The organism is Kyrpidia spormannii, assembly GCF_002804065.1.
Taxonomy (GTDB): Bacteria; Bacillota; Bacilli; order Kyrpidiales; family Kyrpidiaceae; genus Kyrpidia; species Kyrpidia spormannii.
The window spans coordinates 97,017-115,699 of record NZ_CP024955.1; the positions used below are offsets into that span (position 1 = coordinate 97,017).

An 18,683-nucleotide genomic window follows, 5' to 3' on the forward strand; every position below is an offset into this window, starting at 1 on the left:
CGATGGGTCATCGGCGCGAGAACCGGGATCGACATTCGGGAGGGAAGACTTTGCATGACTACATAGTCCGTGCAGTGGCCCGTTCTGGCAAAGTGCGCGCTTATGCAGCCAGGACGACGGAATTGGTGGAAGAATTGAGGCGCCGCCACGGCACTTGGCCCGTGGTGACAGCTGCCTTGGGCCGGGCAGCCACCGTCGGCGCGATGATAGGGGCCATGTTGAAAGGAGATCAGCGTCTCACTGTTCAAGTCATGGGAGACGGCCCCGTCGGAACCATCGTTGTGGATGCTGACGCGGCAGGCCGGGTTCGGGGCTTCGCGGATCACCCAAATGTGGATCTCCCGTTGAACGATCAAGGAAAACTTGATGTCGCAGGTGCCGTAGGAAAAGGGGCTCTCTATGTCGTAAAAGATTTAGGGTTCGGGGAGCCTTATCGAGGTAGTGTCCCTCTCGTGTCTGGCGAGCTCGGGGAGGATTTCGCGTATTACTTCGCGGTTTCAGAGCAATTGCCATCCTCGGTGGGCGTAGGGGTGTTGGTGGATACACATGGAAGGGTCAAACAGGCCGGCGGATTTATCATCCAGTCATTTCCGGGCCTGTCTGAAGAGGAAACCACCGATCTGGAAGGGGCGCTGACCAGTATCCCATCGGTGACCGCGATGTTGGACCGGGGTGTGACTCCCGAAGAGCTGTTGGCGCATGTGGTCCCGGATGTCCGGGTTCTCGATCGGGTACCCGTTGCGTTTCGGTGCAGGTGTTCTCGACAACGGATCGAAAGGATTTTGGTGGCTCTGGGCAAGGAAGAGCGAGAATCCCTTTGCCAGGAACAAGGCGGCGCCGAAGTTCGGTGCCAGTTTTGTGGGAAGGTGTACCGGTTTAGTTGTGAAGCACTTCGGGCTTTGGACGAAGGACGATCGGTGTAGGAGGCGATAGGCAGTGGGGGGGAAGGTTCGCGGAGCTTGGGTGGTTTACCTCGACACCCCGGAGTTGTGGCGAGAGGAGTGGCGGCTAATCGGGGATGATCCCGTGGACACGCCGGCAACCGGGGGACTAACAAGTCTATTTCCCCTGCAGGTACGTTTGGACTGGGAAGATGGGGTGGAATCCGATGTACGGCTATTGGGGATTTTTTCCGAGACCGGGTGCCAGGTGAGCGCCGGCCGTCGCCACTGGATTGTGACAGCGGCTAAGGAACAGCTCTTCCAGGCGGCGGATCGTCTTTTAGAAACACCGGGAGACCCAGGGGCGGCCGAGGTCGGCACCGCTCTGCGGGACGCTGTGCAACGGTCGGAAAGAGCGCGAAAACCGTTGACAGTGGGACCTTGGACCTGGGGTTGGGAGCGTACCCTCGTCATGGGGATCCTCAATGTCACTCCGGATTCCTTTTCGGACGGGGGGCGGTTCAACGACCTGGAAAGGGCTTTGGCCCACGCCCGGGAAATGGTGGCTCAGGGGGCGGACATCATCGATATCGGCGCGGAGTCGACTCGCCCCGGCCATTCGCCGGTTAGCGCCGAGGAGGAATTGCGGCGTCTGTTGCCAGTGGTACGGGCGGTGGCCCGGGAACTTGATGTGCCGATTTCTGTCGATACGTACAAAGCCCAGGTAGCCGAGGCCGCGATTCGGGAGGGGGCGCACGTGGTGAACGACGTCTGGGGGCTGAAGCGGGATCCGCGAATGGCCCCGCTGGTGGCGCGCCTCGGCGTTCCCGTGATTGTGATGCATAATCGACAGGCGCCTGTGGAGCGCGACCCCATTGGGACGCTCCTACAGGACCTGTGGGAGTCGGTGCAGTTGGCGAGGCGAGCGGGTGTACGGGAGGAACAGATTATTCTCGATCCCGGCATCGGATTCGCAAAGACTTATGAGCAAAATCTGCTCATCATGCGGCGTCTGCGGGATGTCCGGGCTCTGGGTTATCCCGTTCTCCTCGGGACATCGCGAAAATCGATGATCGGTCGGACGCTCAATTTGCCCGTTGACCGTCGGGTGGAGGGAACCGCCGCAACGGTGGCCTTAGGCGTTGCCTTAGGCATGGATATCGTTCGCGTTCACGATGTACCGGAGATGGTGCAGACCGTTCGCATGACCGAGGCCATGATCGGAAGGGGGGCGTGAAGTGGACGCAATCAGCCTGCTCGGGATGGAATTTTACGCTTACCACGGCGTGTTCCCCGAGGAACAGGTTCTGGGGCAGAGATTTATCGCAGACGTACACTTACATTTTTCTACGCGGGCTGCGGGACAGTCTGATGATCTTCGTGATACACTGGATTATGCAGAGATTTACCGGGTGATCCGGGAGACGGTGGAAGGAAAAAAATACCGCTTGTTAGAAGCGGTTGCCGAGCGAATCGCCGACGCCCTGTTGATGCGTTGGCCGGTGGAAGGCGTACGGGTAAAACTTGTGAAACCATCTCCGCCTTTTCCCGGCACGATGCAGGGGGTGGCGGTGGAGATTGAACGCTTCCGAAACGATGCATGACGTGTACCTCGGGCTCGGGGCAAACCTTGGCGATCGGGAGACGTGCCTCCGCCAGGCCGTGACTGGTTTACAACGAGGTCTTGAACCGATTCGCATGAAGCTCTCTTCTCTTTATGAGACCGATCCCGTTGGGGTCGAACACCAGCCGTTATTCTTGAATGCCTGTCTGTTTTTGCGGACGGCGGCCCCTTTGCAAGTTGTTCACCAAGTCGCCCGGGACACGGAAACCCGACTCGGCAGGACTCGAACAATCCGATGGGGCCCCCGAACCATTGACATCGATATCCTTTTGTTCGATAACCTAGTGGTGAACACGCCGGAGTTACAGATTCCTCATCCCCGGATGCACGATCGCATTTTCGTGATGGTTCCCATGGCAGAGTTGGCTCCCGAACTCCGCCATCCTGTGCTCGGGCAAACGATGGCGGAGATTGCTGAACAGGCCCGCAAGAAGGGTGGGATTCGCCGATGGAAAATCGGTTGGGAAGGAGAATACGCGCCTTTCGAAAACTGAAGAATCTCACCCAGCGAGAGTTGGCAGATCGGATTCATCTCTCGGTTGCGGTCCTGGGCGCTATCGAGCGGGGGGCCAAAACCCCGTCGCCGCATGTGTTGCGGGCCATCGGGGAAGCCTTGGGGATCGACGAACAGGAGTTAGTCGGCGGCATCCAGGGTGGAGGTGATACCGTTTGATCAAAACTGATCTCCGCATTGGCGATGTGCAGTTGGACAACAATGTGATTCTTGCTCCCATGGCCGGGGTTTCCAATCCCGCCTTTCGCATTCTGGCGAAAGAAATGGGGGCGGGGATGGTCTGTGCTGAAATGGTGGCAACCAAAGGGATCGTGAATGCGAATGCGAAAACGTTGCGCATGCTCCATATTTTGCCAGACGAGCATCCCGTGAGCCTCCAGCTGGTGGGGAGCGACCTGGATTCTATGGTGCGGGCCGCCGAGACTGTAGGGACCGCCACCAACGCGGATGTGATCGACATTAACATGGGTTGTCCTGTGTTGAAGATTTATAAGAACGGTTCCGGCGCGGCGTTGGCCCGGGACCCGGACTATGCCGCTCGAATCGTACGAGCGGTTGTGCAGACGGTGGACAAACCAGTAACGGTAAAGTTCCGTAAAGGCTGGGATGACGACCATGTCAACGCGTTGGAGGTTGCCCTGGCCGTGGAGGAAGCCGGTGCAAAAGCTGTCACGGTTCACGGGCGAACGGCTAAACAGATGTATAGCGGTCACGCCGATTGGTCGATCATTCGGCAGGTCAAAGAGGCGGTGCGAATTCCTGTTATCGGAAATGGAGACGTATCTACCCCGGAAGCGGCCGTGCAAATGCTACAGGAAACTGGCTGCGACGGTGTCATGATCGGCCGGGGCGCTCTCGGCAATCCCTGGATTTTCCGAGAAACGGTGCATTATCTCAAAACGGGGCAGAAGCTCCCCTCACCAGGCGTTGATGAAAGGATTCGAGTGTGTCTTCGACATCTGGAGTTGCTGGTGGCAGAAAAGGGGCCTTGGATCGGCGTCCGCGAAATGAGAAAGCATGCTGGCTGGTATATCAAGGGGCTGCCGGACGCGGCATCGATGCGTCAGCAGTTAAACGAGGCAGAAACCGAAGAGCAGATGAGGAGTTTGTTAGAAGGATATGCCGAACGATTGACCCGCCGGGTCGGCTGACGGGTATGCCGCTGCCCGGCCCGGTACATACTAGGGCGGTCAGATTGAACAAACCTTCCTCTGATGGGAAGGGGTGACCACCCTGAGACATGTTGTCAGTGTGAGTCTGGGCTCGTCTCGACGGAATCACCGCGTGATCATGGAATGGGACGGCCAGATGTTGGTCATTGAACGAATCGGTACTGATGGGGATGTCCGCCGTGCCATGGCTGCCATTCGGGAATGGGATGGACGAGCGGCTGCCATCGGGCTGGGAGGGATCGACCGTTATCTGTACGTCGGCGGAAGACGGTATGTCTTCCGGCAAGCCGAGCGGCTGGCGCGCTTGGCTCACAAGACGCCAGTTGTGGATGGCAGTGGTCTAAAACACACGTTAGAACGCCGGGTGGTCCGTCAGCTGGCGGAGGATCCGCAGGTCGCACTGCGCCGGAAGAATGTTCTTCTCGTGAGTGCGGTGGACCGTTTTGGTATGGCTGAAACCCTGGTCGCTGAGGGGTGCCGGGTGACGTTTGGGGACCTCATGTTCGGCCTCGGTATCCCTGTACCGCTGCATTCTCTTCAAACGCTGAACCGAATGGGCCACGTCCTCGGTCCCGTTGTTACACAACTGCCGATTCACTGGCTGTATCCCACCGGGCAGCGGCAGGAGCAGATTCGCCCTAAGTACCGCCGAGTGTATCGGAGGGCGGACGTGATCGCCGGGGATTTTCATTATATACGCCGGCATCTGCCCGAAAGGCTGGAAGGTGTTTGGATCCTTACGAATACGGTGACCCGGGAAGATGAGGAATTGTTGCGCCGGCGGGGCGCTGGAGGGCTCATCACCACCACACCTGAATGGGAAGGGCGCTCGTTTGGTACGAATGTGCTGGAGGCTGTTTTTGTCGCCATGGCAGGGGAACCTCCTGCACTGCTCGGGTCCGGGCGCAACCTGTACCCGGATGAGTCTTTCTACCACTACTGGTTGGAGCGGCTGGGAGTACGTCCGAGGATTACTTGCTGGGGGGCGGGCGTTGATTGACGATCTTAACATTTCGTTCGTATAATAGGGGCGCGGTCGACCGAGTGCCCTGCAAGCACTGTCAACCTCCCATGCGTTGACGGTGCTTTCTAGCTCATTGAGGCGTGATACGGTATAATGGCAAAACAGCGCCGTTCTTGTAAGATTGAATAAAGCCTTCGTTCTTGTCATACGATGCTATACACGTCGACTGGGAGAGCATAGGGGATTTTTCATTCCGCGTGGAGAAGGAGCGACCTGTATGTCGGAAAAAGAAGTGCTGCTAACCCCTGGGGGGTTGCAGAAGCTGGAAGAAGAATTGGAATATCTTAAATCGGTAAAACGCCGTGAGGTGGCTGAACGCATAAAAACGGCTATCAGCTACGGGGATATCAGTGAAAACTCGGAATACGAAGACGCAAAGAATGAACAAGCCTTTGTAGAAGGGCGTATCATTACCTTAGAGAAAATGTTGCGCAACGCGCGGATCATTAAGGATAGTGATGTGGATACCGATGTGGTGAGCATTGGGTCGACCGTTTCCCTTAAGGATCTCGAGTTTGGTGAGGTGGTGGAATACACCATCGTCGGCTCTGCGGAATCGGATCCGGTAGAAAACCGAATCTCCAACGAATCTCCCGTGGGCCGGGCGCTGCTCGGGCGGCGGGTGGGCGAAGTCGTCAATGTGGAGGTGCCGGACGGCGTGCTCCAATATGAAATTTTACAGATTAAGAAGTGAACCGATTTAACAGGAGTTGAAGGAGCGCATGACGGATCAAGATGGGCGCCGAAGGCCCGGGTTAACGGAAGAAACGAGTGAGGAGTTGTCCTCCCAGGAGATCGACCACCTGATGCAGGTACGGCTTGAAAAAGTCGAGAAACTCCAGGAGATGGGTGTAGAACCCTTTGGACATCGGTGGGTGCCTACGCATACCGCGGCCCAGGTGCTGGACTTTGCACGAGATCGGTCAAAGGAGGAATTGGAACAAGAAGGACTTCATGTGCGGGTGGCCGGCCGAATCATGACCAAGCGCGGCCACGGAAAAGCCAGTTTCGCCCACATCCTCGATCGGAGCGGACAGATCCAGATTTACGTCCGCCTGGACCGGGTGGGGGAATTCGCTTACCAAGTATTCGACGTGCTCGATTTAGGCGATATCATTGGCGTAGAAGGGGAAGTGTTGCGGACCAATCGGGGCGAAGTGACGATTTTTGCCGACCGGGTGGAACTGTTGACGAAGTCTCTCAGACCGCTTCCCACGAAATGGCACGGACTCAAGGATGTCGAATTGAGGTACCGACATCGCTATGTCGATTTGATCGTCAACCCCCAAGTTCGGGAGACCTTCGTTTTACGGAGCCGCATCATTCGGGTGATGCGCCGATTCTTGGACGATCACGGCTTCCTGGAAGTGGAAACTCCGACGATGCAGAGCGTGGCGGGCGGGGCGGCGGCCCGCCCTTTCGTGACCCACCACAACGCGCTGAATATGGAACTTTACATGCGGATCGCCATGGAGTTGCACCTGAAGCGATTGATCGTAGGCGGCTTAGAACGGGTGTATGAGATCGGGCGGGTATTCCGAAATGAGGGGATATCGACAAAACATAACCCGGAGTTCACAATGATGGAGTTGTACCAAGCCTATGCGGATTACCGGGATATGATGGACCTCACCGAGAGCCTGATCGCCACCATCGCTCGGGAGGTGTTGGGAACGACTCAGATCCAGTATCAGGGTCAGGCGGTCGACCTCACGCCACCGTGGCGAAGGGAATCTATGATGGACTTGATTCAGCATTATACGGGTATTGACTTCCGCCAGGTATCCGGGACGGAACAGGCGCGACAGCTGGCTGAGAACTGCGGTGTCAAGATCGACCCGGGGATGGAATTCGGCCACATTGTGAATGAGTGCTTTGAACAGAAAGTGGAGCAGCATTTGGTACAGCCGACTTTCGTCTACGGGTACCCGGTGGAGATCTCCCCCCTAGCTAAACGCAGTGCTGCGGACCCGCGGTTGACGGATCGGTTTGAACTGTTTATCGTGGGTAGGGAGCATGCCAACGCTTTTTCGGAGTTGAACGATCCCGTCGATCAGAGGAAGCGCTTCCTGGATCAACTGGAGGAGCGCGTCAAAGGAAACGATGAAGCTCACGAGATGGATGAGGATTTTGTGATGGCGTTGGAATATGGAATGCCGCCCACGGGAGGCCTCGGGATCGGGGTGGACAGGCTGGTCATGCTCTTGACCGATCAAGCTTCGATTCGGGACGTATTGTTGTTTCCCTTGATGCGGGATCGTTGATGAGCCGCGAAAGTTCCAAGGGGGGATAGGCATTGGATGAAGAACAATTACTAAAAGAAGCCAGGAACAACCCTTGGTTTCCGGAGCTGCTTCAGATTGCCGCACGAAGACGCCCGACCTTTTTGGCCAGCTTGTTCGATCCCCAGGTGGAGTATTTGGCGAATGATTCTGTGGTAATCCGGATGAAGATCACGGAGCTTTTATACAATAATCTGCAGATTGTTCACGGGGGGATCACGGCGACACTCGCGGATACGGCCATGGGGCTGGCTGCCTATCACGCAAGTGGGCGGCCATCGGTGACTTTGTCGCTGACGGTGAACTATTTGCAGCCTGGTTTGGGCAAGGAGCTGGTGGCGAAAGCGTCTGTCGTCCATCGAGGAGGCAGGGTAATCACGACGCGATGCGACGTGTTTAATGACGAAGGGGAAATTATCATCCAGGCCACCGGGACGTTTTACGCGCTCAAAGAAGGCCAGATTACCGATGGGTTGTCCTCGAGCTCGGGTGATGCGACTTTGTAAGGCGTCGCCGGCCTGTTGGTTGCAACAAGTACCCCGCAGACGGAATCCCCCCGCCGGGGGTGATCAGCAGGTTGTTCCTAGACAACGGGATCTGAGGCTCTGCGACCAGAAGGTGTCCGGATGTGCATGGGTTCGCCAACGGAGTGTTCGGGGACCCGCAGGCCCTTGTCACGAAAGGACCGGCGTGATATAATAAATAATGCTCTCAAATGCGGTTGTCTCTAGGGGGCTGGAAAGCGAGGCGCGGCAGAGGCCGCGGGCGTTTCCGCGAACTACCGGTTGCATCATCGGCCGGGATTTGATAAAGTATCTCTTGTCGCCGCTCGAAGCGGCACCTCGATCCTTGAGAATCAAACAGTACGCCACTGTTAGCCCGGATGAATCTTTTCACGGAGAGTTTGATCCTGGCTCAGGACGAACGCTGGCGGCGTGCCTAATACATGCAAGTCGAGCGGGTCGCCCCGGGGCTTGCCCCGGGGAGGCCAGCGGCGGACGGGTGAGTAACGCGTGGGCAACCTGTCCGGCAGACCGGGACAACGCCTGGAAACGGGCGCTAATTCCGGATAGGCGCAAAGGGCGCATGCTTTTTGCGGGAAAGGGGAAACCCGCTGTCGGGTGGGCCCGCGTCGCATTAGCTGGTTGGTGGGGTAACGGCTCACCAAGGCGACGATGCGTAGCCGGCCTGAGAGGGTGGGCGGCCACACTGGGACTGAGACACGGCCCAGACTCCTACGGGAGGCAGCAGTAGGGAATCTTCCGCAATGGGCGAAAGCCTGACGGAGCGACGCCGCGTGAGGGAAGAAGGCCTTCGGGTTGTAAACCTCTGGCTTTGGGGACGAGGGCACCGAGGGGACTCGGTGAGGGACGGTACCCAAGGAGGAAGCCCCGGCAAACTACGTGCCAGCAGCCGCGGTAAGACGTAGGGGGCGAGCGTTGTCCGGAATCACTGGGCGTAAAGGGCGCGCAGGCGGCGATGCACGTCCGAGGTGAAAGGCAGCGGCTCAACCGCTGAGGGGCCTCGGATACGGCATGGCTTGAGGGTCGGAGAGGCAAGGGGAATTCCTGGTGTAGCGGTGAAATGCGTAGAGATCAGGAGGAATACCGGTGGCGAAGGCGCCTTGCTGGACGACACCTGACGCTGAGGCGCGAAAGCGTGGGGAGCGAACAGGATTAGATACCCTGGTAGTCCACGCCGTAAACGATGAGTGCTAGGTGTGGGTGGGGATGCCCATCCGTGCCGAAGGAAACCCAATAAGCACTCCGCCTGGGGAGTACGGCCGCAAGGCTGAAACTCAAAGGAATTGACGGGGGCCCGCACAAGCGGTGGAGCATGTGGTTTAATTCGAAGCAACGCGAAGAACCTTACCAGGGCTTGACATCCCTCTGACACCTTCAGAGATGAGGGGTTTCCTTCGGGGACAGAGGAGACAGGTGGTGCATGGTTGTCGTCAGCTCGTGTCGTGAGATGTTGGGTTAAGTCCCGCAACGAGCGCAACCCTTGCTCTGTGTTGCCAGCACGAGAGGTGGGCACTCACAGGGGACTGCCGGCGAGGAGCCGGAGGAAGGCGGGGATGACGTCAAATCATCATGCCCCATATGTCCTGGGCTACACACGTGCTACAATGGGCGGTACAACGGGGAGCGAAGGGGCGACCTGGAGCGAATCCCTGAAAGCCGTTCGTAGTTCGGATTGCAGGCTGCAACTCGCCTGCATGAAGGCGGAATCGCTAGTAATCGCGGATCAGCATGCCGCGGTGAATCCGTTCCCGGGCCTTGTACACACCGCCCGTCACACCACGAGAGTCGGCAACACCCGAAGTCGGTGGGGCAACCGACCGAGAGGGCGGAGCCAGCCGCCGAAGGTGGGGTCGATGATTGGGGTGAAGTCGTAACAAGGTAGCCGTATCGGAAGGTGCGGCTGGATCACCTCCTTTCTAGGGAGCAAGGCAAGGAGAAGGGGTTGGGGTGTGCGTACTGTTTGATTCTGAGGGAGCGAGGCTCCTTCATCGTTCCTTGAGAACTGAAAAGCCACGCAGCGAGAGAAAGTAGGAAAGGCGCACGGTGGATGCCTAGGCGCTGGGAGCCGAAGAAGGACGGGGCGAACGCCGAAACGCCCCGGGGAGCCGTAAGCGGGCGTTGATCCGGGGGTGTCCGAATGGGGGAACCCGCCGTCTGGGAGAGACGGCATCGGCGGCTGAATGCATAGGTCGTCGAGGGCAGACCGGGGGAACTGAAACATCTTAGTACCCCGAGGAGAAGAAAGCAACCGCGATTCCCCAAGTAGCGGCGAGCGAACGGGGAGGAGCCTAAACCGGTCTCTTAGGAGGCCGGGGTCGAGGGGCGTCCCATGAGGAGTGAGAAACCGGGTTGGTAGGAGAAGGGTCTGGGAAGGCCCGCCGGAGAGGGTGAGAGCCCCGTATCCGAAACCGACGCGGCTCCGGGGCGGACCCCGAGTAGGGCGGGGCACGAGGAATCCCGCTTGAATCCGGGAGGACCACCTCCTAAGGCTAAATACTCCCCAGCGACCGATAGCGGAGAGTACCGTGAGGGAAAGGTGAAAAGCACCCCGGGAGGGGAGTGAAAAAGGACCTGAAACCGTGTGCCGACAAGCAGTCGGAGGGCGTCACAGAGCCTGACGGCGTGCCTTTTGTAGAATGAACCGGCGAGCGGCCGTATGAAGCGAGGTTAAGGCCTTCAGGGCCGGAGCCGAAGCGAAAGCGCGTCTGAAGAGGGCGAGAGTTTCATGCGGCAGACCCGAAACCGGGTGATCTACCCCTGACCAGGGTGAAGTGGCGGTGAAACGCCATGGAGGCCCGAACCTGTTGGTGTTGAAAAACCATAGGATGAGTTGGGGGTAGGGGTGAAATGCCAATCGAACCCGGAGATAGCTGGTTCTCCCCGAAATCGCTTGAGGGCGAGCGTGCGGCGAAGAAGGCGGGGGCGGTAGAGCACCGATTGGGGGAGGGGCCCGCGAGGGTTACCGAGCCGAGTCGAACTCCGAATGCCGTTGTCGGATGCCGTGCAGTGAGACTACGAGTGATAAGATCCGTGGTCGAGAGGGGAACAGCCCAGACCGACGGCTAAGGTCCCCAAGGGCGGGTTAAGTGGGAAAGGAAGTGGCCGTGCGAAGACAACCAGGATGTTGGCTTAGAAGCAGCCATCATTGAAAGAGTGCGTAATAGCTCACTGGTCGAGTGCGGCTGCGCCGAAAATGAAACGGGGCTGAAACCCGCGACCGAAGCCTCGGACAGGAGACTGTGGTAGGGGAGCGTTCCCGCGTGGGGGAAGCACGACCGGAAGGGCGTGTGGACAGGCGGGAAGTGAGAATGCCGGTATAAGTAACGAAAGACAGGTGAGAATCCTGTCCGCCGAAAGCCGAAGGGTTCCTGGGGAAGGTTCGTCCGCCCAGGGTTAGTCGGGACCTAAGCCGAGGCCGAAGGGCGTAGGCGAAGGGCAACGGGTGGAGAATCCCGTACCACCGAGGTCCGTTTGAGCGAAGGGGGGACACAGGAGGACAGGGGAGCGGCCGGCTGGAAGAGGCCGTCCAAGCGGCGAGGGTGTTGTGCAGGGAAATCCGCACAACGGGCGCCTGAGCCGTGAAGGGGAGGGAAGCATGAGTACCGAAGTCCCTGGGTTCACACTGGCGAGAAAAGCCTCTAGCGAGGACCTGGGTGCCCGTACCGGAAACCGACACAGGTTGGCACGGAGAGGATCCGAAGGCGACCGGGAGAACTCTCGTTAAGGAACTCGGCAAAATGGCCCCGTAACTTCGGGAGAAGGGGCGCTCCGGTAGGGTGAAGGGCCCCGCCGGCCTGGGCGAAAGCCATGGCCGGTGGGACAAAGCCCGAGGGAGCCGCAGAGGAGAGGCCCAAGCGACTGTTTAGCAAAAACACAGGTCTCTGCGAAGCCGGAAGGCGAGGTATAGGGGCTGACGCCTGCCCGGTGCTGGAAGGTTAAGGGGAAGGGTGAGAGCCCTGAACCGAAGCCCCAGTAAACGGCGGCCGTAACTATAACGGTCCTAAGGTAGCGAAATTCCTTGTCGGGTAAGTTCCGACCCGCACGAAAGGCGTAACGACTTGGGCGCTGTCTCAACGAGAGACCCGGTGAAATTGTAGTCCCTGTGAAGATGCAGGGTACCCGCGGCTAGACGGAAAGACCCCGTGGAGCTTGACTGTAGCCTGATATGGGAGATGGGTCGGTCATGTACAGGATAGGTGGGAGGCAGGGAACTCCGGGCGCCAGCCCGGGGGGAGCCGACGTTGGGATACCACCCTTGGCGGATTGATCTTCTAACCTGCGGCCGTGAACCGGTCGGGGGACAGTGTCAGGTGGGCAGTTTGACTGGGGCGGTCGCCTCCTAAAAGGTAACGGAGGCGCCCAAAGGTTCCCTCAGCGCGGATGGACATCGCGCGGCGAGTGCAAAGGCACAAGGGAGCTTGACTGCGAGAGAGACAACTCGAGCAGGGACGAAAGTCGGGCTTAGTGATCCGGCGGCACTGAGTGGAAGGGCCGTCGCTCAACGGATAAAAGCTACCCCGGGGATAACAGGCTGATCTCCCCCAAGAGTCCACATCGACGGGGAGGTTTGGCACCTCGATGTCGGCTCATCGCATCCTGGGGCTGAAGTCGGTCCCAAGGGTTGGGCTGTTCGCCCATGAAAGCGGTACGCGAGCTGGGTTCAGAACGTCGTGAGACAGTTCGGTCCCTATCTGCCGCGGGCGGAGGAAACTTGAGAGGGGCTGTCCTTAGTACGAGAGGACCGGGATGGACCGACCGCTGGTGTCCCAGTTGTGCCGCCAGGCGCACCGCTGGGTAGCCAAGTCGGGGAGGGAGAAGCGCTGAATGCATCTAAGCGCGAAGCCCGCCTCAAGATGAGGTTTCCCACACCGCAAGGTGGTAAGACCCCTTGGAGAAGACGAGGTAGATCGGTCCGGCGTGGAAGCGCCGCGAGGCGTGAAGCGGACGGATACGAATCGGTCGAGGCTTTCTCAAGCTGTGGTGGCTTTTCGGTTTTGAGGGAACGAGGGTCGGGTGACGAGAGCGGAGGGGAAACACCTGTCACCATTCCGAACACAGAAGTGAAGTCCTCCAGCGCCGATGGTACTTGGGCCGCAGGGCCCTGGGAGAGTAGGACGTTGCCGGGCGCGTTCCCGCAAGCCCCGCAGGATCTTTCCTGCGGGGCTTTCCTATATGCACGTCGTCCATCGAAATCGACTGCCATGGGCTCCCACTGTACACCGAGCTTCGATATGTTATAATAACCTATCGGACACAGATATTTAAAAATAAAGGGGGTCAGTTGTATGAGAAGACTTGCTTTTGGACTTGGGGCCCTTGTGTTGGGTCTAACCCTGGCCGGTTGCGGTACAGGGTCGTCAACGTCTTCGAGCAGTGGTCAGAGTGGCCAAGCCCAGCCGGTCACATTGCACGTGGGGGCCGATACGACATTTCCGCCTTTTGAAACGGAGAAAAATGGCCAGGTTACCGGTTTTGATATCGATTTAATCAAAGCCATTGCGCAGAAGGAGAATATGCAAGTCGACCTGAAGACGATGGACTTCCAGGGGCTCATTCCCGCCCTACAGACCGGGGATATTGACGTGGCCGTCGCCGGTATCACCATTACGGACGACCGCAAGAAATCTGTGAATTTCTCGGATCCTTATTATCATTCCGGGCTATCTATCCTTGTGAAAAAGGACAATACCACAATTAACGGCCCCGACGATCTCACCGGGAAGACTGTTGCCGTAAAACTGGGTACCACCGCGGATCTGATGTTTAGCAAGAAACCCGGTGTCAATGTGAAACGGTTTACCAACATCAGCGACGCCTACAGTGAACTGCAGAACGGCGGGGCAGATGCTGTCGTGTTCGACAACCCCGTTAATCTGAACTATATCAGGACGGGTCACGATAACGTAAAGATCGTAGGTCCGCTGTTGACCGGTGAGGACTACGGGATTGCTGTGCGGAAGAACGCACCAGACCTGCTTCAGAAAATCAATGACGGTCTGAAACAGGTGATGGCCGACGGCACTTATGACAAACTGTATCAACAGTATTTTGGCGACGAACCCAATGGCAAGATTAAACACTGAGAGGTAAATCTTCACCTGGCATGGGATTGGCGGCCGTCAGGATCGCTCCGGCGGGTTCTGACGGCCGATTCATATTCCCCAGGGGTTGGTTCCGCCGGCTAGAAGCTGTAAGGAGGGGAAACATGGAAGCTTGGCAATCGGTATTGCAGAATTCCTCCATGCTGATCCAGGGACTAGGTTATACCCTGGAGTACTCCTTGTACGCCGTGGTTCTCGGGACAGTTCTGGGCTTGATCTTCGCTCTTTTTCGTCTCTCGGGCAGTCGCATTCTTCGCGCCTTGGGTACGGTATACGTTGATATTTTCCGAGGCACTCCGCTCCTGGTCCAGATCTTTTTCATTTATTTCGGCTTGCCCCAAGTCCTCCCCCTCCACCAATGGTTTGGGGATTTTTACACGTTACTAGCCGGGGCTGCAGCGCTGGCGCTGAATGAAGGCGCTTATATCACCGAGATTATCCGGGCGGGCATATTATCCGTCGATAAAGGCCAGTGGGAGGCCGCAGAGAGCATTGGCATGACGTCGTACCAAAAAATGAGATATATCATTTTGCCCCAGGCGTTCAAACGAATGATTCCGCCCCTTGTCAACCAGTTTATTCAAACGATCAAAGACACGTCTCTGTTGTCGGTCATTTCCATCACGGAGCTCGTTCGAGCAGCACAAATTGTCATCGTTACCACTTATTTTGCTCTACAGTTCTGGACGGCGGTGGCGGTGTTGTACCTTATAGTTATTCTCCTGCTGACCAAGCTTTCGCAGTATCTGGAGAGGAGGCTGCAGGTTGATCAGCGTTAAAAATCTTCGCAAACAGTTTGGCGACCACGTGGTTTTGCAGGACATTTCCGTGGAAGTGGCGGCTCAAGAGGTTGTGGTCATCATCGGACCATCGGGTTCAGGAAAAAGCACGTTCCTGCGCTGTCTCAATGGTCTAGAAAAACCCACCTCCGGCCACATTGTCATCGCTGGCCACGAGTTGACGGGCCATAAAGCGGACTTGATCGAGATTCGAAAACAAGTCGGCATGGTGTTCCAACGCTTTAACCTGTTTCATCATTTGAGCGTTATGGATAACATCACCATCGGCCCGATCAAAGTTCTGGGGAAATCAAAGGCGGAGGCCACGGAATTAGCCGAGGAACTGCTTCGTAAGGTCGGTATTCCTGAGAAGGCTAACGCAATGCCGGACCAGTTGTCGGGCGGACAGCAACAGCGGGTGGCCATCGCCAGGGCTTTGGCCATGAAACCCAAGGTGATGCTGTTTGATGAGCCCACTTCCGCCCTCGATCCGGAAATGGTCGGGGAAGTCCTCGCCGTCATGAAAGACCTGGCCAGGGACGGTATGACCATGGTGGTGGTCACTCATGAGATGGGGTTTGCCAGGGAAGTGGGCGATCGAGTGTTATTCATGGATGGCGGTTATGTCGTGGAGGAAGGCACTCCGGCGGATGTGTTCGACCATCCTCAACAAGAGCGAACCCGGGCTTTTTTGTCCAAGGTTCTGTGACCAGTATTCCGACATCCGCGGGCTGGGGGTGTCTGCCAGCCCGGGAACCATTCTGGTGCGATTCCCAGTCGCGGCCACCCGTCACGTCCTTCCCTTTTTGAGGCCGTTTAAAAACAGATCCGCCATCTGATCCGCAATCTCTTCGGCGGTGTATTTTCCTTCTTCTTTAAACCATCGGTACACCCAGTTACACGACCCCAGGATGGTGAGGGCTGCAATGCGGCTGTCCTTTACGTAGAAAACTCCTGCCGCTACCCCTTCATTGATGATCTGGGTCCAGAGGTTCAGGTAGCGATCGGTTAGATCTCGAATGACCTCATTATGAGGTTCCCCGAGTGAAAAAGCTTCCCGGAGCAGTACTGTGGACATGGAAAGGTACTGGGTGATATACTGCATGTGCGTACGGATTCCCTGGCGGAAGCGCTCTTCCACAGGCAGGTCCGTGTCAATGATCTCCTCCAGCCTGCGCACGAATCCGCTGATGGCCTGGTGGGTGATCTTGAGCAGCAGTTCTTCTTTGCTCGCGATGTAGTGGTAAAGACTGCCTTTTTGAAGCCCTACCGCATCGGCGATGTCCTGAACTGATGTAGCATGGTACCCCTTTTGTTCAAACAGCTGGATGGCCGCTGCAGCGATTTCTTCGTACTTATTCCCCGCCATGGTTGGATCTCCCCTACCAATCGTTCGTTTTGTCCCAGTGTACTCAAAAATTCCACTTCTTGCAAGGGGCATGAAGGCCGCTGATCGGACGGATATCTTGAAGTATACAACCCATACTAGAAAAGAAACAGGGTGGATAAAAAATTTTCGCCGCCCTCTTGCATCCTCCCCCAAGAAAAGGTTATAATGAGGCCGAAGGTCAAAGTTAGTCAAAGTCAAACGCCTCCATAGGGCGACTCTGAAGGGGGAGGGTCGATGCGTAATATCACAGATCTGATCGAGCAACATCTAAAATCGATCCTTCAACAGAGCCGTGATGGCGTCGTAGAGATCCAGCGAGGCGAACTCGCCGAACAGTTCAATTGCGTTCCTTCTCAGATTAACTACGTCATCAGCACACGGTTTACTGTGGAACGCGGTTACATTGTTGAATCCAAGCGAGGTGGAGGCGGCTATATCCGCATCCGAAAGTTGGAATTCGGCCAGGAACGGCCCATCCACGACGAGCTCATTCGCCTCATTGGCGAGGAAGTGACACAACGAGAGGCCCACGATATTATCGATCATCTGTTTGAAGATGGATTCGTGACCGAACGGGAGGTGCGCCTGTTGCACGCCGCCGTGTGCCGGGACGTGCTGCGGGGACCGATTCCCTATCGCGATCAATTGCGCGCCAGATTGCTTCGAGCGATGCTGGTGGAGCTTCTGAGAGGGTGAGGATCGTGATTTGTCAACAATGTGGCAAACGGCCTGCCACGGTGCACATGACGAAGATTGTAAACGGCCAGAAATCGGAACGACACTTATGCGAGATTTGTGCCAACGAATCGGGGGAGTTGCAGTTTGTCCCCGGGGCGTTTTCTTTTCCTAACCTACTCGGGAGCTTTTTTAGCGGGGAGGCGGCCCCTGGGGTTCCCCAGGTTCAGACCCTTCGTTGTCCGACTTGTGGCTTGACCTATCAGCAGTTCACCCAGGTGAGCCGTTTCGGTTGTCCAAACTGTTACCAGGCCTTTGATCCAGTTTTGGACCCAATGCTCCGCCGCATCCACGGCAGCACCACTCACACCGGCAAAGTTCCGCGCCGCGGGGGCGGGAAGTTGCGGGTGCGGCGGGAACTGGAGCATCTGAAGGAGCAGTTGCGGGAAAAGGTTCGCTTGGAACAATTCGAAGAAGCGGCTCGCCTACGGGATCAAATCCGGGCTCTCGAGCAACAGCTCGGCGGGTGAACCGAGGGGGGATGTGAGGTGTCATTGGAGGATTTTGTCCATCGGACATCCAGCTATTGGATGCGCGCCGACGGTCCAGAAGATGAGATGGTAATGAGCACAAGGGTCAGGCTGGCTCGGAATCTGGCTGACCTTCCCTTCCCCATGTTGGCCACCGAGGGACAGATGGATGAGGTTTTGGAGCGGGTGAACCGGGCCCTTCGCCATCCGTCGGTCCAGGACTTGGGTCACTTTGAGATGTTGCCGATGAATCGAGTTCATGAGTTAGACCGAGAGGTGTTGATGGAAAAACATTTGATCAGCCCGGACCTCGTGGAACACCCCAGGCGGAGTGCCGTAGTGCTTCGGGACGATGAAACCATCAGCATTATGGTGGGCGAAGAGGACCATTTGCGCATCCAATGCCTTTTCCCCGGGCTACAACTCAAACCTGCCTGGGACATGGCCAGTCGGGTGGATGATGCGCTGGAAGCGACGCTCGATTGGGCATATGATGAAAAAAGAGGATATCTGACTGCCTGCCCCACGAACGTCGGGACGGGAATGCGGGCCTCGGTGATGATGCATTTGCCCGCTCTGGTGATGACCGATCAGATTCGCCGGGTCCTTCATGCCATCTCCCAAGTGGGACTCGCTGTCCGGGGGATTTATGGGGAAGGGACGGAAGCAGTAGGAAATCTCTTTCAGGTGTCGAATCAAATTACTTTAGGACAGTCTGAAGAGGAGATCGTTCACAATCTGTACGGGGTGACCCGACAGCTGATCGAACATGAACGGCGGGCTAGGCAGTTGCTGCTAGAGCAAAACAGGCCCGAGTTAGAGGACCGCATCGGTCGGTCCTACGGCATCCTGCGGTACGCCAAGCGCCTCGATTCTAAAGAAACGATGCAACGATTGTCGGATGTCCGTTTGGGGATCGACCTCGGTATCATTACCGGGGTGCCTAAAGGAATTTTGAAAGAGCTGATGGTGTTAACCCGACCGGCCCTTCTGCAGACTTATGAAGGCCGGGAACTTTCTCCTCAAGAACGCGACGTGCACCGGGCGGCCTTGATTCGAGAGCGGCTGCGTGCGCTGTCCGCCTGAAGGACGGTGTCACGACGTGATCTGGAGTGGAATTTGGACCCCGCATCATGCGGTTAGTCGGTATAGGACAGGACATACACAAGACGATGGGGGTGTTGACG

General features: G+C 57.3%; 17 protein-coding genes and 3 rRNA genes. 19 read left to right on the forward strand and 1 reads right to left on the reverse strand.

The window, feature by feature from the left end; all coding sequences use genetic code 11:
- Window positions 1-2: 2 nt before the first annotated feature.
- The 16 genes from hslO to CVV65_RS00615 all read left to right on the forward strand — a co-directional run bounded on the left by hslO (window position 3) and on the right by CVV65_RS00615 (window position 15,610).
- On the forward strand, window positions 3-923 hold the full coding sequence (gene hslO / locus CVV65_RS00540; RefSeq protein WP_100666512.1) for an Hsp33 family molecular chaperone HslO: 921 nt from the start codon (window positions 3-5) through the stop codon (window positions 921-923).
- Between the two features lie 13 nt (window positions 924-936).
- A complete protein-coding gene (gene folP / locus CVV65_RS17025; protein ID WP_232796663.1) occupies window positions 937-2,118 on the forward strand; it encodes a dihydropteroate synthase in 1,182 nt (393 codons plus the stop codon).
- 1 nt (window position 2,119) lies between these two features.
- Window positions 2,120-2,485 (forward strand): dihydroneopterin aldolase, encoded by a 366-nt coding sequence (gene folB, locus CVV65_RS00550; RefSeq protein WP_100666513.1) that lies wholly within the window; start codon window positions 2,120-2,122, stop codon window positions 2,483-2,485.
- Window positions 2,460-2,999, forward strand: a complete 540-nt coding sequence (folK, locus tag CVV65_RS00555; RefSeq protein WP_133121176.1) for a 2-amino-4-hydroxy-6-hydroxymethyldihydropteridine diphosphokinase — start codon at window positions 2,460-2,462, stop codon at window positions 2,997-2,999. Before folB ends, folK begins: the two co-directional genes overlap by 26 nt.
- Complete coding sequence (locus CVV65_RS00560; protein ID WP_100666515.1) at window positions 2,954-3,178, forward strand: helix-turn-helix domain-containing protein; 225 nt, start codon at window positions 2,954-2,956, stop codon at window positions 3,176-3,178. Before folK ends, CVV65_RS00560 begins: the two co-directional genes overlap by 46 nt.
- On the forward strand, window positions 3,175-4,170 hold the full coding sequence (gene dusB / locus CVV65_RS00565; RefSeq protein WP_100666516.1) for a tRNA dihydrouridine synthase DusB: 996 nt from the start codon (window positions 3,175-3,177) through the stop codon (window positions 4,168-4,170). The genes CVV65_RS00560 and dusB overlap by 4 nt, the downstream gene beginning before the upstream one ends.
- A gap of 157 nt (window positions 4,171-4,327) precedes the next feature.
- On the forward strand, window positions 4,328-5,191 hold the full coding sequence (locus CVV65_RS00570; protein ID WP_232796664.1) for a quinate 5-dehydrogenase: 864 nt from the start codon (window positions 4,328-4,330) through the stop codon (window positions 5,189-5,191).
- A 241-nt stretch (window positions 5,192-5,432) separates the two neighbouring features.
- A complete protein-coding gene (gene greA / locus CVV65_RS00575; protein ID WP_013074181.1) occupies window positions 5,433-5,909 on the forward strand; it encodes a transcription elongation factor GreA in 477 nt (158 codons plus the stop codon).
- Window positions 5,910-5,994: 85 nt separating this feature from the next.
- Window positions 5,995-7,479: a lysine--tRNA ligase gene (lysS, locus tag CVV65_RS00580; RefSeq protein ID WP_100669075.1), complete on the forward strand. Its 1,485-nt coding sequence runs from the start codon at window positions 5,995-5,997 to the stop codon at window positions 7,477-7,479.
- A 32-nt stretch (window positions 7,480-7,511) separates the two neighbouring features.
- A complete protein-coding gene (locus CVV65_RS00585; RefSeq protein ID WP_100666518.1) occupies window positions 7,512-8,003 on the forward strand; it encodes a PaaI family thioesterase in 492 nt (163 codons plus the stop codon).
- A gap of 386 nt (window positions 8,004-8,389) precedes the next feature.
- Window positions 8,390-9,937: ribosomal RNA gene (locus CVV65_RS00590) — 16S ribosomal RNA — on the forward strand.
- A 104-nt stretch (window positions 9,938-10,041) separates the two neighbouring features.
- A 23S ribosomal RNA gene (locus CVV65_RS00595) occupies window positions 10,042-12,996 on the forward strand.
- A 34-nt stretch (window positions 12,997-13,030) separates the two neighbouring features.
- Window positions 13,031-13,147: ribosomal RNA gene (gene rrf, locus CVV65_RS00600) — 5S ribosomal RNA — on the forward strand.
- The 16S, 23S and 5S rRNA genes sit together here, the layout of an rRNA operon.
- Window positions 13,148-13,306: 159 nt before the next feature.
- Window positions 13,307-14,104: a basic amino acid ABC transporter substrate-binding protein gene (locus CVV65_RS00605; protein ID WP_100666519.1), complete on the forward strand. Its 798-nt coding sequence runs from the start codon at window positions 13,307-13,309 to the stop codon at window positions 14,102-14,104.
- Window positions 14,105-14,226: 122 nt separating this feature from the next.
- A complete protein-coding gene (locus CVV65_RS00610; RefSeq protein ID WP_100666520.1) occupies window positions 14,227-14,901 on the forward strand; it encodes an amino acid ABC transporter permease in 675 nt (224 codons plus the stop codon).
- A complete protein-coding gene (locus CVV65_RS00615) occupies window positions 14,888-15,610 on the forward strand; it encodes an amino acid ABC transporter ATP-binding protein (protein WP_100666521.1) in 723 nt (240 codons plus the stop codon). The genes CVV65_RS00610 and CVV65_RS00615 overlap by 14 nt, the downstream gene beginning before the upstream one ends.
- Before the next feature lie 81 nt (window positions 15,611-15,691).
- Here the strand turns inward: CVV65_RS00615 and CVV65_RS00620 are convergent, their stop codons facing one another.
- The gene (locus tag CVV65_RS00620) at window positions 15,692-16,270 is read right to left on the reverse strand and encodes a TetR/AcrR family transcriptional regulator (protein WP_100666522.1); all 579 of its coding nucleotides are present in this window, start codon (window positions 16,268-16,270) and stop codon (window positions 15,692-15,694) included.
- Window positions 16,271-16,525: 255 nt separating this feature from the next.
- On the opposite strand from CVV65_RS00620, the gene CVV65_RS00625 reads away from it, so the two are divergent.
- From CVV65_RS00625 to CVV65_RS00635, 3 genes are read left to right on the forward strand one after another with little or no spacing between them, the layout of a single operon-like run.
- Window positions 16,526-16,987, forward strand: coding sequence for a CtsR family transcriptional regulator (locus CVV65_RS00625; RefSeq protein WP_100666523.1), 462 nt, complete (start codon window positions 16,526-16,528; stop codon window positions 16,985-16,987).
- Window positions 16,988-16,992: 5 nt separating this feature from the next.
- Window positions 16,993-17,496 (forward strand): UvrB/UvrC motif-containing protein, encoded by a 504-nt coding sequence (locus CVV65_RS00630; protein ID WP_100669076.1) that lies wholly within the window; start codon window positions 16,993-16,995, stop codon window positions 17,494-17,496.
- A gap of 18 nt (window positions 17,497-17,514) precedes the next feature.
- Entirely contained in the window at window positions 17,515-18,582 is a 1,068-nt protein-coding gene (locus CVV65_RS00635; RefSeq protein WP_100666524.1) for a protein arginine kinase, read from the forward strand.
- The last annotated feature ends 101 nt before the right edge of the window (window positions 18,583-18,683 follow it).